General features: G+C 52.3%; 24 protein-coding genes. 5 read left to right on the forward strand and 19 right to left on the reverse strand.

Going from position 1 to position 26,733, the window contains the following annotated elements:
• Position 1: 1 nt before the first annotated feature.
• The 7 genes from VF399_08080 to VF399_08110 all read right to left on the reverse strand — a co-directional run bounded on the left by VF399_08080 (position 2) and on the right by VF399_08110 (position 8,911).
• Complete coding sequence (locus VF399_08080; GenBank protein HEX7320299.1) at positions 2-421, reverse strand: cytidine deaminase; 420 nt, start codon at positions 419-421, stop codon at positions 2-4.
• Entirely contained in the window at positions 399-1,556 is a 1,158-nt protein-coding gene (locus tag VF399_08085) for a phosphopentomutase (protein HEX7320300.1), read from the reverse strand. The genes VF399_08080 and VF399_08085 overlap by 23 nt, the downstream gene beginning before the upstream one ends.
• 110 nt (positions 1,557-1,666) lie before the next feature.
• Complete coding sequence (locus VF399_08090; protein HEX7320301.1) at positions 1,667-2,764, reverse strand: T9SS type A sorting domain-containing protein; 1,098 nt, start codon at positions 2,762-2,764, stop codon at positions 1,667-1,669.
• Positions 2,765-2,901: 137 nt separating this feature from the next.
• Complete coding sequence (locus VF399_08095) at positions 2,902-5,658, reverse strand: FlgD immunoglobulin-like domain containing protein (GenBank protein ID HEX7320302.1); 2,757 nt, start codon at positions 5,656-5,658, stop codon at positions 2,902-2,904.
• 394 nt (positions 5,659-6,052) lie between these two features.
• Complete coding sequence (larB, locus tag VF399_08100) at positions 6,053-6,733, reverse strand: nickel pincer cofactor biosynthesis protein LarB (GenBank protein HEX7320303.1); 681 nt, start codon at positions 6,731-6,733, stop codon at positions 6,053-6,055.
• Positions 6,734-6,845: 112 nt separating this feature from the next.
• Positions 6,846-8,249: an AmmeMemoRadiSam system protein B gene (gene amrB, locus VF399_08105; GenBank protein HEX7320304.1), complete on the reverse strand. Its 1,404-nt coding sequence runs from the start codon at positions 8,247-8,249 to the stop codon at positions 6,846-6,848.
• Between the two features lie 74 nt (positions 8,250-8,323).
• Positions 8,324-8,911 (reverse strand): biotin transporter BioY, encoded by a 588-nt coding sequence (locus VF399_08110; GenBank protein ID HEX7320305.1) that lies wholly within the window; start codon positions 8,909-8,911, stop codon positions 8,324-8,326.
• A 76-nt stretch (positions 8,912-8,987) separates the two neighbouring features.
• Here VF399_08110 and lpxD point away from each other — a divergent pair, with 76 nt between their 5' ends.
• Together lpxD and VF399_08120 are read left to right on the forward strand one after the other, a co-directional pair.
• Positions 8,988-9,935: a UDP-3-O-(3-hydroxymyristoyl)glucosamine N-acyltransferase gene (gene lpxD, locus VF399_08115; GenBank protein ID HEX7320306.1), complete on the forward strand. Its 948-nt coding sequence runs from the start codon at positions 8,988-8,990 to the stop codon at positions 9,933-9,935.
• The gene (locus tag VF399_08120) at positions 9,932-10,735 is read left to right on the forward strand and encodes a UDP-3-O-acyl-N-acetylglucosamine deacetylase (GenBank protein HEX7320307.1); all 804 of its coding nucleotides are present in this window, start codon (positions 9,932-9,934) and stop codon (positions 10,733-10,735) included. The genes lpxD and VF399_08120 overlap by 4 nt, the downstream gene beginning before the upstream one ends.
• A 65-nt stretch (positions 10,736-10,800) precedes the next feature.
• Here the strand turns inward: VF399_08120 and VF399_08125 are convergent, their stop codons facing one another.
• Positions 10,801-11,607, reverse strand: a complete 807-nt coding sequence (locus VF399_08125) for a DUF4412 domain-containing protein (GenBank protein ID HEX7320308.1) — start codon at positions 11,605-11,607, stop codon at positions 10,801-10,803.
• 131 nt (positions 11,608-11,738) lie between these two features.
• On the opposite strand from VF399_08125, the gene VF399_08130 reads away from it, so the two are divergent.
• The 3 genes from VF399_08130 to VF399_08140 all read left to right on the forward strand — a co-directional run bounded on the left by VF399_08130 (position 11,739) and on the right by VF399_08140 (position 16,267).
• Positions 11,739-12,371: a DUF4159 domain-containing protein gene (locus VF399_08130; protein ID HEX7320309.1), complete on the forward strand. Its 633-nt coding sequence runs from the start codon at positions 11,739-11,741 to the stop codon at positions 12,369-12,371.
• A gap of 29 nt (positions 12,372-12,400) precedes the next feature.
• Positions 12,401-15,463, forward strand: a complete 3,063-nt coding sequence (locus VF399_08135) for a hypothetical protein (protein ID HEX7320310.1) — start codon at positions 12,401-12,403, stop codon at positions 15,461-15,463.
• Between the two features lie 75 nt (positions 15,464-15,538).
• Positions 15,539-16,267 carry a tetratricopeptide repeat protein gene (locus VF399_08140; protein HEX7320311.1) on the forward strand — a complete coding sequence of 243 codons (729 nt, stop codon included), beginning with the start codon at positions 15,539-15,541 and terminating at the stop codon, positions 16,265-16,267.
• A gap of 193 nt (positions 16,268-16,460) precedes the next feature.
• On the opposite strand, the gene VF399_08145 is transcribed toward VF399_08140, so the two are convergent.
• The 11 genes from VF399_08145 to VF399_08195 form a co-directional block, all read right to left on the reverse strand.
• The gene (locus VF399_08145) at positions 16,461-17,867 is read right to left on the reverse strand and encodes an amidophosphoribosyltransferase (GenBank protein HEX7320312.1); all 1,407 of its coding nucleotides are present in this window, start codon (positions 17,865-17,867) and stop codon (positions 16,461-16,463) included.
• Positions 17,868-17,948: 81 nt separating this feature from the next.
• Positions 17,949-18,155: a hypothetical protein gene (locus VF399_08150; GenBank protein ID HEX7320313.1), complete on the reverse strand. Its 207-nt coding sequence runs from the start codon at positions 18,153-18,155 to the stop codon at positions 17,949-17,951.
• Positions 18,156-18,220: 65 nt separating this feature from the next.
• Positions 18,221-19,951 (reverse strand): metallopeptidase TldD-related protein, encoded by a 1,731-nt coding sequence (locus tag VF399_08155; GenBank protein HEX7320314.1) that lies wholly within the window; start codon positions 19,949-19,951, stop codon positions 18,221-18,223.
• Positions 19,952-20,133: 182 nt separating this feature from the next.
• A complete protein-coding gene (locus VF399_08160) occupies positions 20,134-21,846 on the reverse strand; it encodes a metallopeptidase TldD-related protein (protein HEX7320315.1) in 1,713 nt (570 codons plus the stop codon).
• Positions 21,847-21,854: 8 nt separating this feature from the next.
• The gene (locus VF399_08165; protein ID HEX7320316.1) at positions 21,855-22,613 is read right to left on the reverse strand and encodes an SDR family oxidoreductase; all 759 of its coding nucleotides are present in this window, start codon (positions 22,611-22,613) and stop codon (positions 21,855-21,857) included.
• A 166-nt stretch (positions 22,614-22,779) separates the two neighbouring features.
• Entirely contained in the window at positions 22,780-23,388 is a 609-nt protein-coding gene (locus VF399_08170; GenBank protein ID HEX7320317.1) for an HAD family hydrolase, read from the reverse strand.
• On the reverse strand, positions 23,385-24,029 hold the full coding sequence (locus tag VF399_08175; protein HEX7320318.1) for a DedA family protein: 645 nt from the start codon (positions 24,027-24,029) through the stop codon (positions 23,385-23,387). Before VF399_08175 ends, VF399_08170 begins: the two co-directional genes overlap by 4 nt.
• 7 nt (positions 24,030-24,036) lie before the next feature.
• Positions 24,037-24,615, reverse strand: coding sequence for a hypothetical protein (locus VF399_08180; protein ID HEX7320319.1), 579 nt, complete (start codon positions 24,613-24,615; stop codon positions 24,037-24,039).
• A gap of 163 nt (positions 24,616-24,778) precedes the next feature.
• Entirely contained in the window at positions 24,779-24,931 is a 153-nt protein-coding gene (locus VF399_08185) for a flavodoxin domain-containing protein (protein ID HEX7320320.1), read from the reverse strand.
• Positions 24,909-25,748 carry a nucleotidyl transferase AbiEii/AbiGii toxin family protein gene (locus VF399_08190; protein HEX7320321.1) on the reverse strand — a complete coding sequence of 280 codons (840 nt, stop codon included), beginning with the start codon at positions 25,746-25,748 and terminating at the stop codon, positions 24,909-24,911. Before VF399_08190 ends, VF399_08185 begins: the two co-directional genes overlap by 23 nt.
• Before the next feature lie 2 nt (positions 25,749-25,750).
• The gene (locus VF399_08195; protein ID HEX7320322.1) at positions 25,751-26,578 is read right to left on the reverse strand and encodes a hypothetical protein; all 828 of its coding nucleotides are present in this window, start codon (positions 26,576-26,578) and stop codon (positions 25,751-25,753) included.
• Between the last annotated feature and the right edge of the window lie 155 nt (positions 26,579-26,733).

Genomic DNA, 26,733 nt, shown 5'->3' on the forward strand with positions numbered 1-26,733 from the left:
GTCACAGCCGGAATGGTTTTGCGATCAGGGTCGCCAGCGGATAGAACATGAATTCATCCTGGTTATTTACCGTGGCGATCATCAGATCGGGCGCGAGCTCGCCCAATACCTGAAGGCACGCGCCGCACGGTGTGATGAAATCGATCTGCGGCGACCAAACAAGCATGAGCATGAACGAACGTTCGCCTTCAGACCAGGCCTTGTACAAAACTGCCCGTTCGGCGCACATGCTGAGGGAATATGAACTGTTCTCAACATTGACCGCGGTGTAGATCGCGCCGCTCGAGCAGTATAATCCGGCGCTCACACGCACCTTAGAATAGGGAGCGTAACAGTAGCGGTCCGATCTCTTGACCGCCCTGACCAGAGCTTTCGCGGCCTTTTGAAAGGAACCAGCGTTACCGGAGGAAGCTTTCGCCATGTTTGATACCATCGATGCCAAGGTACTGCGCGATCGTTCTTGCCATATCGGCAAAGGAGCTTCTGACGCCCAGGTCCCGACCATCCTGGCCGGGGATATAGGCGAGCAAAGGAACGAACTCCCTCGAGTGGTCGGTGGAAACTGTCGTCGGGTCATTCCCATGATCGGCCGTGATCATTAAAATATCGTCCTTGCGCACCATTTCTACCGATCTTCCGATGGACCGGTCGATCTCAACCAGGCCATCCTTGAAACCCTTGATATTGTTGCGGTGTCCCCAATCCATGTCAAATTGCACGAAATTCGCGATGATCAATCCCTTGAATGTCCTGTCCATCACGCGACAAACATGATCCATGCATTCTAAATTATTGACCGAGTGATAGGTCTCGGTATAGCCGCGGTTCCCGAATAAATTGTCGACCTTGCCGATCACGATGACCTCGCATCCCTGATCCTTAGCCAGGTCAAGGAGCGTGGGACCAAAAGGCGGCAGCGAAAAATCCCGGCGGTCCGGTGTGCGGTAGAAATCAGGGTGCTTCCCGGTGAACGGACGGGCAATGACCCTCGCCACGGCGTGTTCGCCCTGCAGCAGGTTCCGGGCGACCTCGCAGAACCCGTACAGCTCTTTCAAAGGGAAAACGTCAACATGGCAGGCGATCTGAAAGACGCTGTCCGCCGAGGTGTACACGATCGGCCTCTTTGATTTAATGTGTTCCTCGCCCATGGTCTTGATTATCTCTGTGCCTGATGCCGGTACATTGCCGATCACCCTGTGCCCGATACGTGCCTCGAATTCTTTGATGATCTCGGCCGGAAAACCATCCGGATAAACGGGAAAGGGCTGGTCAAGAACGAGCCCCATCAGCTCCCAGTGACCGGTCGTGGAATCCTTGCCTGGAGATATTTCCGCCATCTTACCGTAAGAGGCAAGCGGTCTGGGAACACGCTTGACACCGTCAATGGACGCGATATTCCCCAGTCCAAGGTTCTCGAGCACGGGTAGTTTCAGACCGCCGCTGGCGCTGGCCAGGTTGGCCAGAGTGTTGCTGCCGGTGTCTCCGTATCGCTCTGCATCAGGCAGGGCTCCGATACCCACTCCGTCAAGGATCAACACGATCGCCCTTCTCATCAAGACATTATACGTAAAATCGGCTGTTTGTAAAGAGATGAACCGCCCCGCACCAGATCCATTCGATCATAGTGCGAAGCGGTTACCTATGGTTTTGATCTTAAATTATTTGCTTATTTCGCGACGACCAGCTTGTGGCTTGCCGTCATTTCTCCCGCGGTCAACCGCAGGATGTAAACGCCGTCAGAAAGCTGGTTTGCGTCAAGATCGGCAGACCTGACACCGGCATCCTGATAGCCGTCAATGACGGTTATCACGTGCCTGCCTGATCCGTCGTACACATCAAGCGTCACCCGGCCCGGCTCAATCACAACGTAAGAAATAACCGTGGATCCCTTTGCCAGACCCGGTGTTTGCGGCGCAAACCCGAAAGCTGATGCTCTTACGTCAACGGGTTTTTCCTGAACGCCGGTATAGCCGAACGCCGTGAGCATGCCCAAGACCATGCCTTCCCAATCGGCCTGCGAGCTCGGACTGCGGCCGTCAACCGTCCAGAACGAAGTGTTCAACGGCAGTGTATTCGGCGACGCGATCGAAGGATAAGCGCTGTAGCCCTGGTCGAGGATGACATGATGCGCTTCTGCATCAGGCGTGAGATCGTCACAGAAGAAAGGATTGGATACATAATCCGAGGTGGCAATGAAAGTCCAGCCGGCGATCTCCGCCTCTCCCAGAAGATCTGCGGTCGCGATATTATAGTTATAATCCTCGACATAGCTGGCCAGGTGGAAATTCGGCGTTAGCCATGACAATTGTACGCCGCTGTATATGATATCCTGGCCGATCAGCCAGACTTTGCCGCCGCCGGTGATGTAATCGGCGATATTGGTCTGGTCATTGGCCGTCAGCGCGTCATCGGTCCAAAAGTCATCATAGCAGTTCCAGATCACGATCTGGTAGGTCTGCATCGTCGCCAGGTCAGGGCCGTCCTGAGGAGAGGCGGTGGTTTGAAACCATCCGTATTCTCCGGGTATCAGCGTGGTCAGAACGCCGTCCCAGTTCGGGTCAGGATGGGTAGCCACGCCGAACGTGCCGTTCCAGTCCTCGACAAAGAGCACGACATTCTGCCGTGCGGCCGGCGTGTATATCGGCAGGTCGTGACCGCTGTTAACGGTCCCGGTGGTCCCCCGGGTAACGCCGGGCATGACCTTATACCCGTACAGCATGGGTACGATCATGGCCACCAATAAAACCAATGCTATTTTTTTCATGCAACCTCCTTTTGGTTGATTATAGTATTATAAAAAAATATGATATGATGTCAATGGTCATGATCAAATAAAAAACCGCCCCGCACATTTTACAATGCGGGGCGGAATGTCTTATGCTTCCTGTGTATTTGCTCTGTTTACTTTATCACGACCAGCTTGGTGCTCGCTGACTGTCCTTCAGCCTCAAGCCGAACAAAGTAAATGCCATTGGAAACACTGCGCTGACCGTCGTCCCGGCCGTCCCAGTACACGATACGGCTGCCTGCCGGTTCGCGTGGACTGTTAACCAGGGTCCGGACCAGTCTTCCGGTACCATCATAGACCTTCAACGATACCCGGCTGCTGACCGTGGTCGTATAGGCAATAGGCGTGTACCCGTTTGTCAGGTTCGACATGTTGGGTGCAAACCCGAATATCGCCACTGAACCGCCCTGATCAGGATTTTCCGTCACGCCAGGCAGCATCCACTGAAGTTTCCAGGTCTGAGCCGTGCCTGTCCAATCACCGCCATCATCGCCGCCGCAAACGTAGATCTCAGCATTCCCTTCGCGTCCGACCAGGAAGTCATTTCTGACCACCGGGAACGTGTAGTCGGGTAGTGAAGCCCAGGTCGCGGTCGCGACGTTGTATTCCCATGCTGCCGCGGTCGCGGTCGCCAGGTTTTCAAATCCGCCGACCAGGTAGACATACCACTGGCCATTGCGGTACAGCTGGGTCGCGCCGTTGATGCAGTTTGGAACCGGCAGGGCGACGCCTGTTGACCAGGTAATGGTCTCGCAGGCAGATGGATTGATGACGCCCATGTACAGGTTGGAGAACGCGGATGAACCATTGTAACCACCGACTAGCCAGATAGTATCGCCGGTTATGGCGACGCCGCCCATCTGGAAATTGGATGGTAATGCCGTACCGGTCGTCCACGCATTGGTATAGGTATTGTAGATCTGTACGTTATTGGTCGGGGCGGTACTGGTGGAACCACCCAACATGTAAACCAACGAATCCTTGTAAGTAACTTGACCGCCGCACATGCGCGCCAAAGGCATGGCAGTACCGGTCGCCCATGAGTTACCCGCAACGTCGTAGATCATGTTGTAGTTAAAGGCTGAGCCGCCAGCAAACCCACCAAAGCAATAGATCTTGCCGTTCACGTATGACGCATCGATCCAGTCGAGCGCGTACGGTGCATTGGCCATGGTCGCCCAGGTGTCGGTGTTCGGGTCGTACTGGTACACGAAGTTGGTGTAAGTGTAGCCGCCATCCGGAGTGCCGCAGAACGTGTAGATCATGTCGTTGTCGGGATCATAACCGGTACCATGCGCGAGTTCGGCCGAAGGCATATCGGCGCACTGGATCCAGTTGGAAACGATCGTCGTGATGGTCTGACCAAAGGTTGAGTCGTTCCCCGGATTCAAATCGCCGGCAAGAACCGTTACCGCTGCCAGGTCATAGACGATTCCGTCGCCCGGACCGGCAACCCAGTTAGGAAAAGCAAGGGTCGTCTCTGCGCCGGCAGCCAGGGAAACATTGAACACGTTGTTGTATATTATGACGTTGGCCGAGTCAATGATGAAACGGCAGTCAAACGTCTCTGGGTTCTGACCGCTGTTCCGGTAGGAGGCGATAGGCGCCCAAGAAGTATTCGGGAAAACGGTCGCCGGCGGTGCGCTGATCGCAACGGCCCGCGCGTCATGCTGCAGCCCGATCGCGCCCCTGAGTTCCAGGTTGTCGATCGCCGCGTAATAGCCCCAGGAATCATAGTCAGTGAAGTAAGCGTAAACCTGGACGCTATCAGCCGATGCGTATGCCGAAACATCGACTGAATCCCAGCCCACGAATGTCGAACCGTTCGGATAATGCCTGAGCTGAACCGCGGTCCAGACCCCACCGGTCTTGTACTTGATCCCCATGTTCAGCTCGTTAATATACGATCCGCTACCGCCATAATTATATGCACCCCATTTGAACAGGTACATATTCGCCGGGGTCATTACTCTTGGTGATAGAGCCGTATCGGTAGCTACTCCTGCCGCATCCGCGTCGATCCACAAGCACCATAGATCAGGATCAGGTGGATAAGTCGTTTTATAATTATAAGCCACCCTATCCCAACCACCCGGGAATGCAATACCATTGGTGTGAGTCCAGCCCTGAAGGTCTGGCTCGAAATCCCAGATATAGCTGGTGATCGCCGGGAAGCCGAAGATCTCAAAAGATGACTCCGCGTAATTGCCGAAAACAGTGTACGCAGGAACCCATTGCGGATAGCCAAAGTAGGCGCTTTTGAAATAGAACTGCTGGCCATCGCCCCATCCCGGGCTGTTCGCCGGCCATGAGGAGTTATTGCCCCACTGTGGAGGGAATATGAGGGTCGGTTCGAATTCGATCCAGTAATTCACGCCCGATGATGCATTGAACGGTGTAATCATCCCGGTATACAGGTAATAACCGCCGACATCGGTCTCGGTATACGCAATGCGCTCGGTATAAGTGGGAAGCTGCGTCGGCTGACTGCTGGAATCCGTGTAAATCTTGATCCAGAAATCAATCGGTGGCATTGGAGTGCCGTTCCAATAACCGCCCCACCATACCAACGAATCGACGAACGCCGTGTAAGGCACGTTGAAGTTGTCAGCGATCTCGGCTTCAAACACAAGCACGCTATCCCACTGGCAGGCATCCAACGTATAATATCCGGTCGCGCTCTGGTCAAACAGCAATAAACTTCGACCAGCCGGAGTGACCGGTATTCTTACCGCATGCATTTTGGGCGATACTGGACCCTGCAGCTGGGGAACCGTAATCGGCTGTTCCTTCTGCAATCCGGTCTGGTCTGCGCCAAATGCTAACGGTATCATAAGTAGCATCATAGCTACCATTACGAGTTTTTTCATTTTTTTTCTCCTTAAAGTAAGTGATTCAGCTAATGCTGAATTTAGCACGAACAAAGTGCGGTTCATGGAGTAATGTTTCATCATGCATCATATGCTTGATCCTTGCACGCTCCATTTCCCACTTTTTTGTTTTTGTTTTCCAAACACCTCCTTTCTATGTAAAGGTAGAAAATTTATTTTATTCACATAAGGGGATAAACCACCCATCACTATATCCTCTTCAACATTACGGACATATTGAAAAAGCTAGTTTTAGAATGCAGTTGATTCCCTATCTATTAAGTATACTAACTTTTCCATAAAAGTCAAGAGGAAAATAGCCGGGATACCTCCGATTTTAATACTATATAGTATACTTAAGTCTTATAAAATGTCAAGGGGTAAAAACACCAGTTTATCTTATATGGTTTATGACCGCCGCCAAGTACCCGGCGCCAAACCCGTTATCAATATTAACCACGGCAACGCCGGGTGCGCAGGAGTTAAGCATGGTCAATAATGGCGTTATTCCCTTAAGACTCAGTCCGTATCCGATGCTGGTCGGAACCGCGATGATCGGCTTGGCGAACAATCCACCGGCGACCGAGGCAAGAACTCCATCCATACCCGCGACCACGACGATGACCCGGGAACGGTCGATCTCCCGTTTCAAAGCCAGGAGCCGGTGGATCCCGGCAACGCCGACATCAAAAAACCGTTTAACCACGCATCCCATGATTTCGGCAGTGACCGCGGCTTCCTCCGCGACCGGGATATCTGCGGTCCCGGCCGACAGAATGGACACGAGACCGGTCCTGGCGGGCATGGGTCCGAGGTAGAACAGACGCGCCTGACTGAACAGCCGTCCCTTGGGGAACGCTTTTTTTATTCGCCGGGCCTGTTCACGGTCGATCCTGGTCAGGAGCACACGATGGTTGGATTTGAATATCGTTTTGGTAATATCTCTGATCTGAGCTGTCGTCTTGCCTTCGCAAAAAACAACCTCGGGAAACCCTTTTCTTTTTTCACGGTGCAGATCAAGTTTGGCAAATCCGAGATCTTTGTAGGGGTCGATGAATATTCTTTTTGTTTTCATTCTTTGGTTCTTTATTTTCAAATTTTTATCTTTCGCTTTACCACCCTTTGTCCTGCGCTTTACCCCTCTCTGCTCTTTGAACTTTATCCTACGCCCTATGCCGTTTGCTCATCTAAAAAACTTCGGCTGAGAACTTAAAAATTTCCGTGCCTTTCTGTTTGTAAGCATCGGCAGGCAGCCCCGCTTTATTGCATGTGTGCTCAAGGAATTCCTCGACCGTCCACCCGTAGTCGGTCGCGACCTGAGGCAGCAGCAACCCGCTGTAATAACCCCGCTTGATTATCAGACCGTCCCTGCCGATCACGATCTTCTTAAAATCCTTCACCGGCTCAAACGGTGTCAGCACCGAGATCTCGATCTCAAGGTCATTAAGTTCATCCCTGGTGACAGGATCGAACCTGGGATCGCTCAAGGCCGCGGCCTTCGCCATTTCCGCGCAGATCAGATATAGGGGTTGATCCGCGATGATATGGCCGATGCACCCCCGCAGGCTGCCATGCTTGTTGATGGTTACGAAGACTCCGTACGGTTCTTTCAACATCTTGCTGATCCCATCAAATTCCGGGATCTCTTCGCCCTGCACCGCCGCTTCAATGCTTTTGACCGCGATCTCCCTCAGTTTCGCCTTCTCGTCCTTTGAAAAACCAAGATCGACGCCGACCTCTTGCTTGCTGCTGTCGCCCGCGTAGAGCGCAGCTGAAAGATAACCCACGACCTGCGAAAAATCGCCGCTCGTGTTCCCGCTTGTCGCGTAGTTCAGGATCCCGGCGGTCGTGGCGCCTATTTCCCGCGCCGCCAGCATCACCGTGATTATCGGACCGCCCCCGCACGCTTCGCAGCTGTCCTGGCTCAATCTCCTGCCCAGCAGTTCGGGATCGTACTTTTTGACCGCATCAAGAACAAACCCGTCCAATTTCTCGGCGGCCGCCTGCGCGTGGTAGTGGGACAGGTCTGAGCTGGCAATAAGCAAAGTCTTTTTTCCTTTTGCTGCCTTGACGATGGCGCTGGCAAGCGCCTTACAGGTCTCGTCATCCTGCGTGCCCATAACGACCTCTACGGTTTTAAATTTTTTTAAGACCACCTGGAGGAACGGCATCTGGATCTCAACCGAATGCTCCTGTTCATGTGCCATCGGTTCGTAAGTAATGATCTTGCTGGTTTTGAGCAGTTTGCGCGCGGTCTCAAGATCGTATTCAATGGTTCCCAGCGGTGTTTTCCTTCCCTGTATCGTATCCACGGATGCGCCCTGGAACCTATATTGGTGGCTGGGGCCGATAACCACGACCAGATCGTAGGTTTTGTTTTCGACCTGTTTATAAGAAAATGCCGCGACCGGACCGGAATACACATACCCGGCATGCGGCGAGATCAATCCATAGATCTCGCCCGTTATCGTCGACCGGGCGTTCTTCAGATATCCGGCTATTTCCTCCCGGAGATCTTTTTCTTTTCCCGGATACCAGGTACTGGCATGAATAGAATTACGGTATTCTTTTGCATTGCATGTTTGTGCCATGATCAGTGCTCCTGCCATGATTATCCGGCATATCAGGCCTCGCCAGGACAATCTGAAAAAATCAAACCCCAAGCTCAGCGCGTTGCTTCTTTCCGTGCGCATCCAGTTGTCAATACCCTGCCCATACTTACGGCAATGAGACCTTTCAGCAGGTCAAATGGGATAAAAGGCAATACGGCCATAACCATTGCTTTTCCCGGTTCGATGCCGGTGAATAATATGAAATGGAGCGTTCCCAGCACGTAGATGACCGCGATCCCGCTCACGATCGCGCCAAGCTGGGCCAATAATCTGTTGCTGCGCCTGAATAAATACCCGATCAGCAAAGCAGCCGGTACGAACCCGATCAAATAGCCCGCGGTCGGTCCGATCGTCGATCCGCTCGAACCACTGGCAAACCACGGTAGACCGAGAAAACCAAGCAACAAATAAAACGCCATGCTTAAACCGCCGTAATACTCACCCAGTAAAATGCCGCATGAAAGAACGGCCAGCACCTGCCCAGTGACCGGCACTGGCGTCCAGGGTAACATGATGCGGATCTGGGCAAAAACCCCGGTGATCCCTGCCATCAACAAAGAAAGCCCGAGCTTACGGCTCCACGCCAAACCGGATAGCCATCGGTAGTAGTCCAGGCCGCTTGTCCTCGATACGTTCATCATACTTTCGTCCAATTCTAATTACATTGCTATCAAAGTCAATACTTGACACGTTATTCACCGGTGAATAGGATAGACCGTGAAGCTTTTTGAGATCGCTGCTATGATCCGCGGAAAACCGTACGGCAGATCAGACCGTGCGATCCGGCATATCCTGCCGCCCGATGAGGCGCAAGGTCCAGATCTTACATTCTTGTTCGATCAGCGGACCAAAACCCACTCCTCAATGGTCATCAGTTCGCGTCCGGTCAAAGACAAATCGGGTATTGTCGTGCCCGACCCGCGGCGTGCAATGTTTGAACTCCTGCGGCGATTATCAGCGCGCGTCCGCTTGCCGTCGGTTTCGAAATTATCGGTTGTCGATCCCTCGGTGCGTATCCCCCGGTCCTGCACGATCGAACCCTATGCCGTAATCGGGGAAAACGTCAGGATCGGAAGGGGCACTTATCTGGGCGCTCATTGTGTCATCGGCGCGCACGCCGTAATCGGGGATCACTGCGATATCCACGCGGCTGCGGTCATCTGCGGCAGTGTCCTGATCGGCGATCATGTCATCATCAATGCCCACAGCGTCATCGGTAAGCAGGGTTTTGGGTATTACCGCTCCAAGGGCAACAGATCGCGCTACCGCCGCATGGAACACATCGGCAAGGTGGTCATTAACGACTTTGTCGAGATCGGAAGCGGCGTGACGATAGATCGGGGGACGATCGGCGCGACCGTGATCGGCAGGGGCACCAAGATCGACAACCTCGTGCACATCGCCCACAATGTAAAGATCGGGCAGAACTGTATGATCATGGGTCAGTGCGGTATCGCCGGTTCCAGTTCGCTCGGCGATAATGTCGTGCTTTGTGGCCAGACCGGAGTGAGTGACCACGTTACCATTGGCAGCAATGCCGTGGTATTGGCAAAAAGCGCGGTCTTTAAGTCCATCCCCGGACAAAAACGGTATTCCGGGATCCCGGCCCGCGAACATACCGCAGTGCTCAGGGCGCTGGCCCGTCTTTACGATCAGGGAACATGATGGATCAAGGATCGAACATTTCGGGGTTCACCCTGCACCAGACCTATGCGCGAGTGCATTTCTCGGCGAGCCGGCGGCTTGATATCTATCTCCATGAAAACTCGATCCCGCCCCGCCGATTAACGCTCGATCCCGACGCCATATCAGTGCATGAGCACGTGGTTTCGCTGGATCGTTCGCGCGCCGTGAACGTTGTGGAACACCTTTTCTCGGCCCTGTACGGGCTTAGGATCTTTAACCTGAGGATCGATCTTTACGGCAACGAGATACCGTTTTTTGACGGCTCAAGCTATCCCTTTATCATGCCGCTCGCGCGGGTCAAGACGAACGCCCCGGCTCAACCATCGCATCACATCCCTCTGCTCGAACGTATTTCCGTGGGCAGCGGAAATTCCTTTATTCGATACGAACCAGCCAGGACTCGCCGGGACCCGCTGGTCGTGGACATGACGCTGTCCCACCCTTACATAAAGAAACAGCGTATCGAGCTGGAAGTCACGCCGCGCTCATACCGCGCGGAGATCGCGCCGGCACGCACTTTCGTTTTCACGACCGAGGACGATCCGCGGCTTAAAGAACTCCCGCCCTATGGCATCGGCATCACCCGCCGCAATATCTACAGCGCCTCGCCGCTGCGGTTCCCGGACGAACCAGTGCGTCACAAGATCCTGGATCTTCTCGGCGACATGTTCGTATTGCGGAAAATGATCTCCGGCAAGATCATCGCCCGCAACACATCGCACCGGCTCAACCTGAGGTTCGTAAAAACACTGCTGGGTTACCTCGATTTCGATCATTAAAAAACCGGCGCCCGTGAAATTCAGGCGCCGGTGCGTCGATATATCTCGTATTGTTTTTGCTGTCCTTACTTGCCGCCCGGGATCATGCTGAAATCGACCTTTTTGTAATCGGCCGGGATCGTGAACAGATCCGCGCTGAGATCCTTGACCGCGACGTCTGAAACGGTCATCTCGGTCGTGGTCGTTTCGCTCTTTCCCTTGCTCGTGGTCGTTTCGGTCGTTAACGATTTGACCGCGAAGCCCATGGTCTTGTATATCTCGATCTCTTTATCGATCAGGGAATCCAGACCCATGATACCTGACTTAATCGATCTCATGCTGTAAGCGAACGAGATCTCTTCCATTGGTATCCCGGTCGTGGTCCACATTTCTTTTCTCGATTCGATATGGCTGTTTACCTTCATGATCAGGACCTTCATCTCCATATCGTAGGCATTGGTGATCACGAAGTGCTGGCACTCATAACCACCAACCGTTTCCGGGTCGAGTTCCTGCACCGTACTGGTCGGGTTGGTGATCTTCATCTGTATGAACTTTCCCAGGGCGCCGACCAACTGCAACAAAGAATCCATCGACATTTCAATATAGGTTTTCTTCTCCGGATCAACGATCGTAATGGTGTTGCCGGTGCCCTTGTACAGCCACCAGCCCCCCTTCTGGCCGAGGCCGCTCTTGCCTTCGACCTGCACGAATTCCTCGCGGACCAATCCGCCCTGAGCGTACACGTGGTGAATATCAGTGGTCGAATCGCCCTTGCTCGACCGGACGAACGTCGACGTCCATTCGATGCCGGCAAAACCCATGCCGGTCAGAAAGACCATCGCTGCCAGACCGATTCCAATAATGCACGTACGCATTGTTTTAATGTTCATGCCTGAACCTCCTTCTTGGATCAGTTCATTATAACTGCCCCATAGGCAATGTCAAGTCACATTCAGTGGCATGCCCGTCGGTATTTTGTTATTGACATACCGGTGGAGAGGGCTTATAATAAATCGTGCACATGACGCTGCTGGTATCATTATTACTGTTTTTCTCCCAGTACGATTTCACGATCGGCCGGCTCAAGTACGGCGGCGGCGGCGACTGGTATTCGAACCCCTCGTCGCTGCCCAACCTGCTGCGGGCCGTCAGCTCGCAGACGTCGATCCGCGCCGCCCCCAAGGAAGGCGTCGTGGAGATCACCGATCCGCAGTTGTTCCAGTATCCTTATCTCTACCTCAACGGCCATGGCAATATCCGTTTCACGGACGAAGAAGTGAATATCCTTCGTTCCTATTTTGCGGCTGGCGGTTTTTTGCATGCGGACGATAACTACGGCATGGATTCGTCGTTCCGCCGGGAGATCCAGCGCGTGTTCCCTGATGTCACGCTCATGGAACTGCCGTTTGACCATGATATCTATCACTGTTTCCATGATTTCCCCAACGGACCGCCCAAGATCCATGAGCACGACAAAAAAGAAGCTCAGGGATTCGGCATATTCTACGAAAACCGCCTGGTGGTATATTACACTTATCAATGCGATCTCGGCGACGGCTGGGAAGATCAGGATATCCACAACGACCCTGAAGAAAAACGAAAAGCCGCCCTCGATATGGGGGTCAATATCGTCGTTTATTCCCTTACCCACTGATCCGCTGATCAAGCCGGGATGATCTCAGCATGGACGCGATCGAGATAATCCGCGATAAAGTCGAAAAGTATGGACGGCGCCAGAGCATGGCCGATATTTTGGCTCTGGTCTTGACCGCAGCCGGTCTTGCGGTTATCGCCGCTTCGGTCGCCCTGTTATTCCTCAAATCGCCATGGTTTGGACTGATCGGGATCGTTCCCTTTATTTTATATCGGCGGCGCCGGGTAATCGACCGGGCGCGGGAGCTCGAACGTTGCGCAGGCCTGGAAGGGGAACTCGTCAACAGCCTGCAATTATCCCGGATCGCGCCGGATAGCCGCGAGCACTACTCATCCCAGCTCATCCACGCGTACATTGAAGGATCAGCCCAGAAAGCGAGAGTGATCGACAGTGTCGGGATGGTATCGCATGCGGGACTGAAACGCGCGCTGTTCTTCTGCCTGGTCGCCATTGTGCTCGGCCTGCTGTATCCGGCACTCATGCCTTCACGGTTCTGGTTTTCTCTCCACCATCAGGCGCAATATGTCGTCGATCCCGAGCATGGTTCCTATGACAAGAACGCGGAAGCTGTCCTGACGATCGAATTCCTCGGTCCCTATGTGCCGCAACGCGTTGCCTGCGTGTTCACGGATCCGCTGGCGCCCGGCAAAAAACGCGAGACCATCACGGTCACTGACGGCATCGCCCGCCAGAAGATCACGGTGCAGTCCCAATTCACGTATCATTACGAATTTGCAGGCATGCGCACTCAGGAATACGCCATTACCGCCAAAGCACCGCTTTATCTCAGGGAGATCGCGTTTGAACTCGATTACCCTGCTTACCTGGATATGACAAACGATGTCAAAAAAACGCGCATCCTGATCGCGCCGGCCGGCACCCGGGTCATAATGACCGGCCGCGCTTCCCAGCCGCTGCGCTGGGCCCGGTTTGAATACTCGGACACGGTCATTGATTGTGCTTGCGCCCGCGACTCGTTCAATGGCGCTTTCGCCATCAGCAAAAGCTCTGGTGCCCGGCTTTTCCTGACGTCCGCAAGCCGCGCGACGGAGACGATCGAAATTTACGCGATACCGGATCTGGCGCCGCTGGTGGACGTGTACTATCCGGCCGCCGACATCAACATGCCGGTCGACCTGATCGTGCCGCTGGGCATCCGGTGCAGCGATGATTACGAGCTGCAAAGCGCCATCCTCCATTATCAATTCAGGGAGGATGCACAGCGATCCCTGAAACTGAAGAGCCATGCGACCGAAGACACGATCGAGTACGAGTGGGACCTTTCCGACCTGGGCATGTTACCGGGGGACCGTATGTCCTACTATGTCACGGTACGCGACAATGCCGGCAACCAGACCAAAAGCAGGACCTATACCGTTTACTTCCCGACCATGGAACAGATCTATCAGGATGTCACCGACCAGGAGAACATGCTCCAGGGAGACATCCGGGAGATGTCGAACCAGCAAGCGAAAGAATCAAGGGAAGTAGAGCGGATCAAGGACAAGCTCATGAAGCAGCGCGAACTCGACTGGGCCGACAAGGAACGGCTGAAAGAGATGATGACGCGGGAAGAAACGTTCGTGAAAAAACTCGATGAATGGCAGGAGGAACTACGGCAAACGATCGAGCAGCTGGATAACGGCATCCTGCTGGACCAGGAATCGATCGAACGCCTGAAGGAAATAACCAGGATCCTCAACGAGATCGCGCCCGAGGAGATGCGCAGTGCTTTGGAGAATCTCGAACGCGAGCTGGCAAAAAACCCTGAGGATATAAAAAAGGCGCTGGAGAACCTGAAAGACGCACAGGATGAATTCACCCGGTCTTTGGAACGGACACTGGAGATCCTGAAACGCTATCAACAGGAAGAAAAACTGAGGGAACTGGCCCAGCAAGCACAGGATCTGGCACGCCAGGCGGAAAACATCCCCCCTGGATCCGATACTGCTCAGACAGTCAGGGACAAGGTAAAAGAGCTGCAGCAGAAGATCGACAGCCTGGCTGCGGAGATCGGTAAACTGGCTGAATCCGAAGGTCTCGAGCAGAACATCAAGGATGAGCTGAACATTCTTTCCCAAAAGGCCGGGGATATTTCGTCCAGTGACCAACCCCCGGGCAAGACCGAGCAGGACCTGAACAAACTTGCCGCGGACCTGCAAAGGCTCTATGAACAGCTCACGCAGGGCCGGAGCGCAAAGTTAAGAAAGAACATCCTGGAAACCATCCACCAGCTGATCGATATCTCAAAGCAGGAAGAAAGCTTGACGGTCATGAAGGATATCGATCCGGACATGCAAGACCAGATCATCGATGCCACCAGGACCATCGCCGACAGCATGTACGGTCAGCAGAAAAAGAGCCTGTACGTGATGCCCGGTACCGGCAAAAAAATCGCCCGGGCGATCAAAGAAATGGAGCAGGCGAGGACCAAAGGCAGCCTGCGCCAGTCCGGTCGCGAAAACGCGCGCTCGGCAATGGCACAACTGAACATCGCCTGCCTGGAATTAATGGAGGGCCTTGATAAGGGATCCGAGGGCAGCTCCTCCACGGGGATGGACCAGTTCCTGCAAAACCTGTCAAGCATTGCCCAGGGTCAGATGTCGCTCGGGCAGTCGATGATGAGTCTCTTTCCTCTCCCGATGGCCGGCCCGAACGCGGAAATGATGAGCCAGATGCGCAGCCTTGCCGGCAAGCAACGCGAGCTGCGGCAGGCGCTCGAATCACTCGGGAACGAATCCGGAACCGGCCAGTTGGATCAGGGCGTGCTCGATAACATGGCGTCGGAGATGAAAGAACTCGAGCAAGCGCTATACCAGTACAAACTTGACCGCACGCTGATCGAACGGCAACAGATCCTGATATCGCGTCTGCTCGATGCGCAAAAATCTATCCGCCAGGAAGATTTCCGGAAAGAAAGAAAAAGCGTGACCGGTGAGGATATGATCCGTTTGTCGCCGGGTGCGCTGCCGGACCGTTTGGGGATCGATGAACTGCGGGAACGTCTTTTACGCGCCCTGAAAGAACCGTATCCCGAAGAGTACGAAATCTATATTCGGGAGTATTTCAAAACCCTGCTGGAGGAAAAATGACAATGGACTCATCAATATGACAACAAAAAATTATCTAAAGAATTATTCGCATACTGCTTTTATGGGGTTTATAGCATGATGCCAGTACTGCTGCTGGCTTTGATCTGCGGCGATTCGCTACCGGCTGTGGACAGCCTTGAGGACCTGCTGCGGCGGCAGCCCGGCATGGCTCATGCCGTGGAATTGAACCGCCGCTACTGCGCTGAAGGTCGCTTTGACGAGGCGGCCAAAATGCTCGGCACCTATGAAGAACGCGCTTTGGCCGGAGAAAAAGGCATGGTCAATTTCCTGATCGCCGAAGCTCACCTGTTCGCGGGAAAGATCATCGATGCGCGCCAACATTATCTCCAGACCGCTGCCCGGTTTTCCAGTACCGCCATCGCCAACGACGCGTTGGAGAGGTTGTACCTTATCGAAGTCTGCCGCAAGGATACCGCTCTCATGACACGCCTGATCCGTGCCCTCTGCTATCAGTCGACATCCCAGCTTGTGCCGGCCGAGGAATCCCTGAAGATCCTGATCCCGACCGCACTGGGAGACTATGCGCTGTATTTCACGGCCCTCAATTTCGAAGCTCAGGACAAGATCCCGCTGGCGCTGAGCGCACTGCAGGAACTGGCGGTAAAATTCCCCAACCACACCATCCATACCGTGGACATCCTGGCCGCACGCCTTCATGTCCAATTGAAGAACTATAAGACCGCTGCCGCGCTCCTGGAATCGTTGATCGTAAGAAAACCTGAAACCATCTACGCGGTGCAGGCGCGGGCGATGCTGAAAGAGCTGGATCTCAAAAGGCGTTAACGCTGCCCCGGATTATTCCGTTTTATGTCGGAAACAGCGAATTGAATAAAGGTGTATCTCCAATCAGAACCTCGGAAATACACATCCCCCTTCTTCCCCCTTTAAAAAGGGGGAAGAAGGGGGATTATAATCGACCAAATTATTCTCGGCGGACAAATAAAATTGACAGGTATCTGATTATATAGTAAATTTGTTATGGGTTTTCTTTTCCGGTCCAGCAATAGGTGCACAGATCGCGGGCCGGCAGCTTGGTTGCAGATATCATGTCCTGGAGTCTTTGATACTTCAGCGACGTGATATTCAGGTCCCTCTCCATCAACCTTATCATCTTTTCATATTCTTTGGATTCAGGATCGAGATAGGCTTTCACGTTCTTCCGATGCCTGCCGTGCATTGATTTAAGGACGCGCCGCGCGAAGAGCTCATCCAGGGCGCGCGTGGAAAACAGATACTTGCACGGGAACATCAACGCCGGGCAGGCTGGACGGACGTGGAGTTCCCTCGCGCCGGAATTCCAGAGTTTGACCAGCAGAAAATTCTTCAGCTGGGTCCCGCGCACGATCGAATCCTCGGTAATGACCATCCGTTGACCCCGGATTATGGAATCAATCGCGATCTGCTTCATCAGCGCGACCAGGTCCCGGGTATCCTGTGATGGCGGCACATAGCTCCGCGCCCAGCCGGGCGTGTATTTCAAGAGGGGCACTCTGATCGGGATACCTGATTCCTGGGCGTACCCGTGCGCGTATGCGGTCCCGGAATCGGCAATACCGGCGACAAAATCAGCCTGGACATTGTCCCGGCGCGCGATGATCCGGCCGGAATATTCGCGGAATTCTTCGACGTTCATGCCTTCATACTCGGATGCCGGGAACCCGGTATACACGAACAGGAAGGTGCACAGCTGCATGGTCTTGCGCGGTGCCTTCAGGCGGATCGAGCGGCTCGGCGTCATCTGTATGACCTCACCCGGGCCCAGGAACCTCTTGGTCGAATACCCGAGGTTCTTGTAAGAACATGTTTCCGTTGCCACGAGCCTCGTGCCGCTCTTTTCCGCGAGCACCAGCGGGCTTCGGCCGTACCGGTCCCGCGCCGCAATGATCCCGTCGGCCCCAAGAAAGATCATTGACATTGATCCCCTGATCCGGTCGTGCATGTATTCTAAGCCATCAACAAGGTCCTTTCCCTGGTTGATGAGCTTGGCGGCCAGCTCGATCTGGTTGACCTTGCCATTGGGCATTTCCGAGAAGACCGCTCCCTCCCTGATCAATTCTTGCGCCAGTTCGTCCTGGTTATCGATGAAACCGACGCCGCAGATCGCAAATTCGCCGAACTTCAGGCGCAGGGTTAGCGGCTGGGTATCGCGGTCGCTGATGACCCCGACGCCCGCGTAGCCGTTCATGCCGATGTAGTCCATATCCTCGGAAAAACGCGATTTGAACTGGGCACGGGCAATGTTGTGGATCTTCTTGTTGAGGTTATGGCCATCGTACATGGCCATGCCGCCGTACGATGTCCCGAGGTGAGAATGGTAGTCGGTTACGTAGAACAGGTCGTTCTTGCAATCCTTGCTCGAAATGACCCCGACTATGCCGCTCATAGTCTGATCTGCTCTGTTGCCATATGTTAGTGAATAACCGGCTCTATTCTATGCGATAAATCTATAAACTCTGATAGATACTTATGATTTGGCTTTCTCCAGCTCTTTCGCATAGCCAACAAGAATTCTACCGAGCCGGCGATAACCCGCTTTCAAATACCACTTCCTCAGCCATACGGCAGCAGTTTTTTTCATATCATCGGGGAGCCTGTCAAAATCATCCTTTGCCTGTCTTGCTGCCTCATCCATTCCCGCTAAGATCTCTTCGCTCGTCTTTTTTTCTAGCATAAGAACCTCCATGTCGCATCACCGCTATATAACTATATTATATTATATTGGCGATTTGCCTGATGTCAAGGGTGAAAAAGAAAATAGGGGTGTTTCAAGACCGGCGGCTTGCTGGTCTTTGTTTCTTTTGTCACCAGATCGATCTCCTCGACCACGACCGGCGGCGCGATCACGGACATGGGATAGGAATTGCCGTTCTCATCCCGGAAGAAAAAATTGTAGGTATAGGCAGTATTGCCAACGGCGACGATATCCCTCAAGATCCTTGATGTGGCGGACGAAAACTCAAGACCCCTTGCCAGCGTCAGCGCGCCGGTCTCCACATCGATCTTGTACGCGACAAGCGGCGACGATAAAAGGGGTTTTCCCTTGCCCGCGCCGGCGAAATATCTCATGTAACGTTCCATCGGATCTCCAGCCAGTGTTGCCTCAAGCCGGCTGATGATAATACCGTATGAGTTCCCGTAACTCTTGCACATCTGGACCAGGGTTTTAATTGGATCGGAAATGGCCGCCGCATCGTCAACACCGACCACCATGACGCTCGGCAAAGCCGTGTACCGGAAACCATACGATTCGCTCCGGGAACGGCCGTGTCCGTTGGATCCGGGGATCTTCTTGGTGGGAGACCGGTTCATGAAAAATCCGGCCAGTTTGCCCTCCTTCACGATGTCAACGCGCTGGCTACGAACTCCCTGATCATCGATCAGGAAAGCGCCCAATAATGGCACTCCATGCCAGTTAACCAGTGTCGGGTCGTCATACGCGAACATGAAATCCGGCAATACTTTACGTCCGAACCTCCCGCACAGACCGCCGAGGCCGCTCTTCATGTTCTCGCCCATCATCTCGTTCTCGAACAACGGGGTTCTGGGATCAGACACACCTTTGCCCAGGACCTGGAAAAAAAGCTCGGCCGCGGCCTGATCCGTGAAAAGCACTGGTCCGGAATAATTTTCTTCCTTTATCAAACTCGCCTGCAGGGAAAGGGTTTCGGCCATGGCCTTGATCGAACTGGTGATCTCGGCCAACGGAGGTAGTTGTCCGGGTTCCGGTGCGCAGAAAGACATGAAATCCTCGAGCGGGTCACCGTCCGCAGACTGGGCCTTCGCCGTAACATCGATCGAAGTGCCCATTTCGACGCGCCGGCTGCGGTTGCCTTCGGCATCCAGAAAATACTGGGCTTGCACGCCGGTATGAAACGTCACTTTTGACTCCTGGATGCGCGGGTACATCCGGAACAGACTTGACAGCTCGCCTATTTTCAATTCCCAGGCCGCCCGCTCGAGTCGAAGCTGCGCAAGCCGTTCGTCATCACGGCAGACCGGGACTTTCGCGAAATCAGCGATCTCGTCCTTGACCTGCTGGTTTTGGATATAAGCCTTTTTGCGTGAAAATTTCTCCAGCGCCTTTTTATAGGTCCCGTCCGTAACCAGCCACAGCCCGTGCCGGATCGCTTCATAATCATCATCCAGCGGCAGGGTCGCTTGATCAGATTCGATCGATTCCGAACCGCTGACCTGACAGATGAAATTGCTGTTATCGAAATCATAAGAACCGACCCTCAGATCGACGAAAACGTCCCGGTTGCGCTCGTCCTCGCTGTATATCAAGCCGCCGAATGCTGCCTCAATATCGCAAGCCTGCCGGTCGATGACGCGGTAACTCAGGTAATAGGGCTTGATCTGGTTAGAGATCTGCAAACTGGTCATAGATCGGTTCAGCTCATCAGCCATGGCCCGCATCAACACGCTGTTGTCAAGGTCGTCCGTGTATCCAATATTAACTTGAAGCATAAGAACAACTAATGTTGTAATAAATCCTAATATCGAATTTCTAAATCCTAAACAAGCCCCCCCCACCTTCCTCCCCCTCGAGGGGGGAGGATAAAGGAGGGTGTGTTGGTTATTGGTAATTGGTAATTGGTAATTATCTGTCATTTGTTTGAAATTTGGTATTTGGTATTTGGTATTTTTCTTCATGGCAGCTCCTCTTGCGGTTGACCGGTCGGCGCCGGCAGGATCGGCGGTTTATCCTGTCCCTTGGCTTTCTTTTCGATCTCGATCTCCGAGACCAGGATCGACGGCGAGATCGATGATACGGGCACCCAACCCGATTCCGCGCCGCAGGTGCCGTTGAAAATGCCGTAATCGTCACCAGTTAGAATGATCTTGGACAGGGAAAGCAGCGGCGTTCCCACAATGTCGACGCCCCTTACAACCTCATCGGGCCGGCCGTCAACATAGACCCGTTTGACCAGTAGGGGAATGACCTTGAACGTTTGCGCCGATTCCCGGCCGGTCATCGTGTATCCGCCGGAAATATCGTAAAAAATGAGACCGTATGGTTTATTCTGTTTTTTGCACTCCTCGATAAGATTTTCCCTGAGCTGGACAAAAGGAACCTTGTTATCCGACTGCGTGTACAGCACACCCTGCCGGGATACGACGCGGCGTCCGTATGACCTCCGGCCGTGACCATTGGACATGGGAAAGTTGGCGATCGGCGAACGGCTGGTCAAGAACCCCTTGAGCACTCCCTTTTCCACGATTACAGCCTTCTGGGCCGCAACGCCTTCGTCATCATAGTTGTAATGGCCGTTCAGGTCCTGGTTACCGAACACGGTCATGGTCGGGTCATCAACGATGGATATGAATTCAGGCATGATCCGCTCATTGATCTTCTTGGTGAACGTCTGCCCTTCATACTCGCTTTTCTGCCGGTGTCCTTCAATGCGGTGCCCGAAAATTTCATGGAAAAACACGCCGCAGGCGCGGTTCATGAGAATGGCTGGACCCGAATAGGGCTCGACCAGGGGCGCATTCTTGAGCGCCGACAGGTTCATTATCAAGGTATCGATCTTGGCCAGTATGATCTCCTCTGCGGGCAGGGCGTCAAGGTCAGTGGCATAGAAGGACTCGGCCAGATACAGCTCCATCCCATCGTCGGCCATGGTCGACGCCGAAACCCTGACATAGTAGCGGAAGTATTTATCAAGTATCCTTGTTCCGTCGGTATTGACAGTATACTTGTTCTGCGCTAATGCCCGGAGCGAGATCTGCGAGTCGTAGATCCACGCATGCTCCTTGAACCGGGATGACAGCCGCTTGAGCTCAGAGCGCCAGGGTTCAGTATCCAGCACCAGCGCTGCTGGCTGTCCATCAACAAAAACTATCGGCTTTGATGCGGAAAAATCAGCCGACGTATCGGATTCCGCGACTTTTACCTGGCGTTCGCTTTGCACCTTGATGTATTTTTCCTGGGCGGATTTGAAGCGCTTGTCGGTCTCTATCCAGAGCGTCGACCGCAGGGCGTCGGGATCGTCATCCACGCACACCTCGACCTCGGAAGACATCCAGTCGGAATAATCAAACCCGCCGCCTCTGATCTCGTGGGTATTGTCCAGTTTTGCCGAACCCACGCGGACGTCGATATCGAGAAAGCGGTTTTTTTCGTCGGTGTCAGAATAAATGGCGCCCAACGATGCCACGATGCTGACCTGGTGCTGATCCCAGACCTCGTACTGCAGGAAATACATGGGGATTGGTTTCTGCTTGTGCATCGTATTGAACGAACGGTTAAGCTCCTGTGTCAGCGTCTTCAGGACGATGTTTTCACTGGCGCGGCCCAGCGCGCAAAGCGTGAGGAGCGCGGCCGCGATTTTCAGCATCCTGCGGTTCTTAAAGTTCATGAAACCCCCTATCGCACGTAACTGCCGGAATTGATGTCGACCGTGTTTCCCGTTGCATGATCCATCAGACCGCTCAGCAGGAATACGACGGTCGGCGCGACATCATGCGGCATTGCCACCCGGTTCATTGCGATCTCGGTGGCAACGAATTTTTTTTCGTTTTTTCTAAAATAATCTTCGGTCATCGGTGTCCAGACATAACCCGGAGCCACCACGAACGAATAGATATTTTCCTTGCCATACGCCCGCGCAACGGTCCGGTTCAAAGCAACCATGCCGGCCTTGGATGCGGCGTATGCCCAGTGATCCTTGTCATCACCCCGAAAAGCCGCGCGCGAAGCGATATTCACGATCCGTCCGCCGCCTGTTTTCTTGAAATGAAGCACTGCCTCACGGCACAGGATGCCGGTCGAGGTCAGGTTCGTCTCGATCGTTCTCTGCCAATCTTTGATCCATTGACGGCGATCGCGAGACAAGGGCGATGACTCATAGATACCGGCATTATTGACCAGCGCGTGGACCCGCTTGTATTTTCTTACGACCGATCGAAACAAGGCAGTGCATTTTGAAGGCTCTGAGAGGTCCGCCTGGAACACGGTCGCGTCATGACCCAACGCGCGCGCCACTTTTTTTGCGTTTTGGATATTCTTATGGCAGTGGACAGCGATCGTCGCACCGTAATCTGCCAGGCACCGCGCTACGGATTCGCCGATGCCACCCGAGGCGCCGGTCACCAGGATCGTTTGTCCATGAAGGTTTATTTTCATTCTATTGTCAGCTTATTATATGCCTTGTTGACAATGAGTCAAGATGATCGGCTTTGATGCCTATCCACTCTTTCGAGATCCCAACATTACTCCCCCCTCCCTGGATGGGGGAGGTTTTCTCTTTGGGAACAAAATAAAAAGTGAAAAGGACTTATGGCCGGCGTACCTAAAGCTTCAGTTTGTAGATATCCTCGGGTCCCATGACCGCCAGGGTTTTCATACCCAGCGCCTGGGCCGGTTCCAGGTCGACGTCTAAGCGGTCGCCGATGACCAGGCATTCTTCCGGGATGATACCCATGGTATCGATGATCTTCTTGAAGAGCTCCAGATCAGGCTTGAGCATTTCAAAGCTGTTGTATGTGAACACCTGATCGAACAGCGCGAAAACACCCAGGGCGATCAGTATGCGTTCGGCCTGAACCTGATTGTTATTGGTCAGAACCGCCAGTTTATATTTCGCTTTCATCTGTTTAAGGGCCTGCTTCAATTTGGGGTCTTCGTGAATGTATTCGCCGGCGTCAAAATAGGCGCTGTTTTCCTGATGCCAGACACTGATCGGTATGCCGTATGAGATCAGTGCCCGCGTATACGGCACCGCATGTCCGGTTTGCTTCTTCAGTTCGGCGCGGCGTTCTTCGATCAGCTGTTTTGCCGTTTCATAATCGACCTTCTTGTTCTTGGCATACGTGTAATACGCGGCTTCGGCAAAGCATTTTAGCACCTGCGGGCTGCTGTACAGCGTGCCGTCAAGGTCAAAGACGATCGCTTTGATCATGGGGTCACTTTATCCGGTGCCGTCTTTTTTCTTTTATGTTTGATATATTCCGTCAGCATGGGGATCAGGGAAATGAGGATGATCGCGATCACGAAGAATTTCAGGTTATTTTTTACAAACGGTATGTTGCCGAAGAAAAACCCGGCAAAGACGAACAATGCCACCCAGGCCACGCCGCCGATGACGTTATAACTGATGAACGCAAAGTAGTTCATCCTCCCGACCCCGGCCACGAACGGCGCGAAAGTGCGGACGAACGGCACGAACCGGGCGATCACGATGGTCTTTTTGCCGTAGCGGTCAAAAAACGACTTTGTCCTGTCCAGGTGTTCGCGCTTGATAAAGCGGGAAAAGACCTTTTCGCCGAAAAAGTGTCCGATCCAGTAATTAACCGTGTCGCCGAGGACTGCGGCCAGGGCGAGAATAAAGAACAGCACGTACACGTTCAGAACGCCGGCGGCGGCAAAAGTACCGGCGATGAAAAGCAGCGAATCTCCGGGCAGGAACGGAGTCAGCACCAATCCCGTCTCCATGAAGATGACAAGGAATAAGATGACATAAACGTAGTTGCCATAGGTCTGAATAAGCGTCAGGAGATAAGTATCGACGTGCAGGATGAAATTGATGATGTTTTTTATCATGGTTCCATTAAGAATGCGTTTTTTTATTTATTTTTTTTAAAAACTCTTCCGCTTTTTTCCCGGTGGCATGGCGGCTGTTTGTTGTCTGCCGCTTTACGAACTCGCGTGCCGCCTGTTTTTCTTTCATGCCCAGGTCATCATAAAATGTTTCCAGCGCCAAAATGACCTTGCCGAGCGCGATATTGCGGCATTCAACCGTATCGTAATCGTAGTGTTCGACCTTAAGCAGTTTTCTGGTGATCCGTCCCCGGTACTCGCACTTTACCTGGGCGATCTCGGCCAGAGCCGAAACCGCATGACCCGCGGTGATAAGCTTGCCAGCATTGAGAAAACCGCATAATCTGCCTAGCAACCGGCCGGCTTTTTTCTCTTTGTCGGCTTTTATCAGGCACCCGACAATGTCGATCGCGGTCCATTTAAGGATCTGGTTTTCGCTGTCCAAAAGGTCGATAAAAAATTCAATATGCGGATAGAGCCTGCGGGGATTTTCTCTTGCCGTCGCGACCAGCGCCTTCGCGCAGCCGTACTTAATCTTTGGATCGCTGGAGGACAGGTCTTTCAGATCCCAGGACGTTGTTTTTTTCATTATGGATATTATACCAAATCTAATGCAAAATTCAAGGAACTGATTGTGGTTAATCTGCTCTCTACGTCAATAATATTAACATTCTAACATTCTAACATTCTAACATTTTAGAATGATCGAATCTTTCCCGGGGTTTAATCTTGCATGGAATGGTTCTATCTTATTATCCTGCCGCTTTAACAATTTCTCTTGCCCAGTTGGCAGCGCGCTCCAGCTCCACATCCTTTTCAAAACCCTTGCCCAGAGCATCACCCATCGCCCGGGCGATTTTCTCCGTGTTGCCGTAAACCGAATCATAAACGATCAGTATTTTCATGGTTGTTTTTGCTCCTTTCCGTAAAAGGCATAAAAAAATCCTTTATCAGAGTTACTAATTCGTTGACAGCAAAATCAAAATCGATAAGCTCAGGTATTTGATTTTTCAGCCTGATGTTCCACAATCTTTTGTAATCTGGATGTTTAATCGCTCTTAACAATGACGACACCTCAATATCAGCACCGCTTTTTTCATAAAAAGACTCCCTGACCGTCCTGATACTTATATTAGACTTAAATAAAAACAATAAATCCCATAAATCACGCGGTTCATTAACAACATCTAGAATTCGTAATATTTTTTCCGCAGCTATCGATTCCAAGTCATATGTCTTGAGCTGACGGGTTTGTCCTTTATAATCATCAAACGTAAATTGGATTTTTCTCTCTTTTGAAGACAGAACAATTATATCCTCTATCATATCTATTTTCAACTTCTTATCCATTTGTATCTCAGGTATGATATTGTATGCGATCAGCAACTGGATGTGACCCTTTTGCGGACGCAGTACCTCGCTTATGTTCAGGTCAATAGGCAATACCTTTTTTGTCTCATCGACAACGCTGGTAAATGCGGTTTCATAAAACGTGCTTTTATTGCCATGGTGTATAATGAAATCAAGATCTTCAGAATACCTGAATTCCGGAAAGTATATTTTTTTAAGGGCTGTGCCTCCCCGGAAAATCAATTGGGTTCTAAGAAAATCGTTGCCGGCAATGCGGTCAAGGAGCAATTCAATAAAATAGTCTTTTTCAATCGTATCTTCCGATACTTTGTATTTATCACTTAGTCTCAGGGCAAGGTTGTAATCGATCATCCTCACGCCTGCAAGATTTTCCTAATTTGCTCCGCGCCCACATTATCCAACAAGCGCCAGCTATTGCCTTTTATTGCTCTCTTACCCATTGTCGGATCGAAAATATCGTACCTCAATCTTACATATTTTTTTAGCGCATCCAAAAGCCAGGAAGGACCTATCTCAGTGAGTTCAAGAATATAGCCAATCCTTTTTGCCACCACATTCTTGCCGTATTTTTGAACATACGACAGTAATAGTTTATAATCAATTCTATCTTTAGCCAACCAAATGCCTTTTGCCACTTCGGTCATGCCGCCGCAGTATTCCGGATGAGCGACAGCATCAATGATTGTTTTTTCAATGTTCGACAGATTGGCTTTTTCGGTCTTTGTAACCCAGGCGCTGGTCACACCCCAGATCTTGGATTTATCAACGAATACAAAGATAACCGTTTGCTTTAGCGCCTTGGGAACAACCTGTCTTATCGGCGTGGCCACAAAAATTTTCAGTAATGGCTGGGTCGTCATACCCCAGTACCGCATCGCACTGTAGAATGCGATATAATAATGCGGTGAATTGGCAATCTCCCGGGCGACTATATACCAGTTGCCGGAATAGCTGTCAATTGATCCGAGTTCCTGGGGGATAATAATATGTATTCCCTTTTTGAGAGTCGATATTATTTTTCGCTTTGTAAGCTCGGAAACCAGACGACCCGCCGAGAAGTAATTCAACCCGGTTATTCGCTCCACATCCTTTATCGTAAAGATCAGCTTATGCTCATTGTAGAGTTCCGTAATCAACCCGGCACTCGTTCTTCCAAGCGTTCTAATGATTCTTTTATCCATATTATCAACCATTTCTGTATAGAATTAACGCTCTCATCGTTAATTATATACACAAATAGTAGTTTGTCAAGCGTTATATAACATAAACCCAGACACAGATTTATACAGCAAAGACATAGTTTCCTCTCCCCTTGTGAAAAGGAGTTTAACCAATC

The sequence above is a fragment of the bacterium genome (assembly GCA_036382775.1).
Lineage (GTDB): Bacteria > Hydrothermota > Tepidihabitantia > SM23-42 > JAOAFX01 > DASVHD01.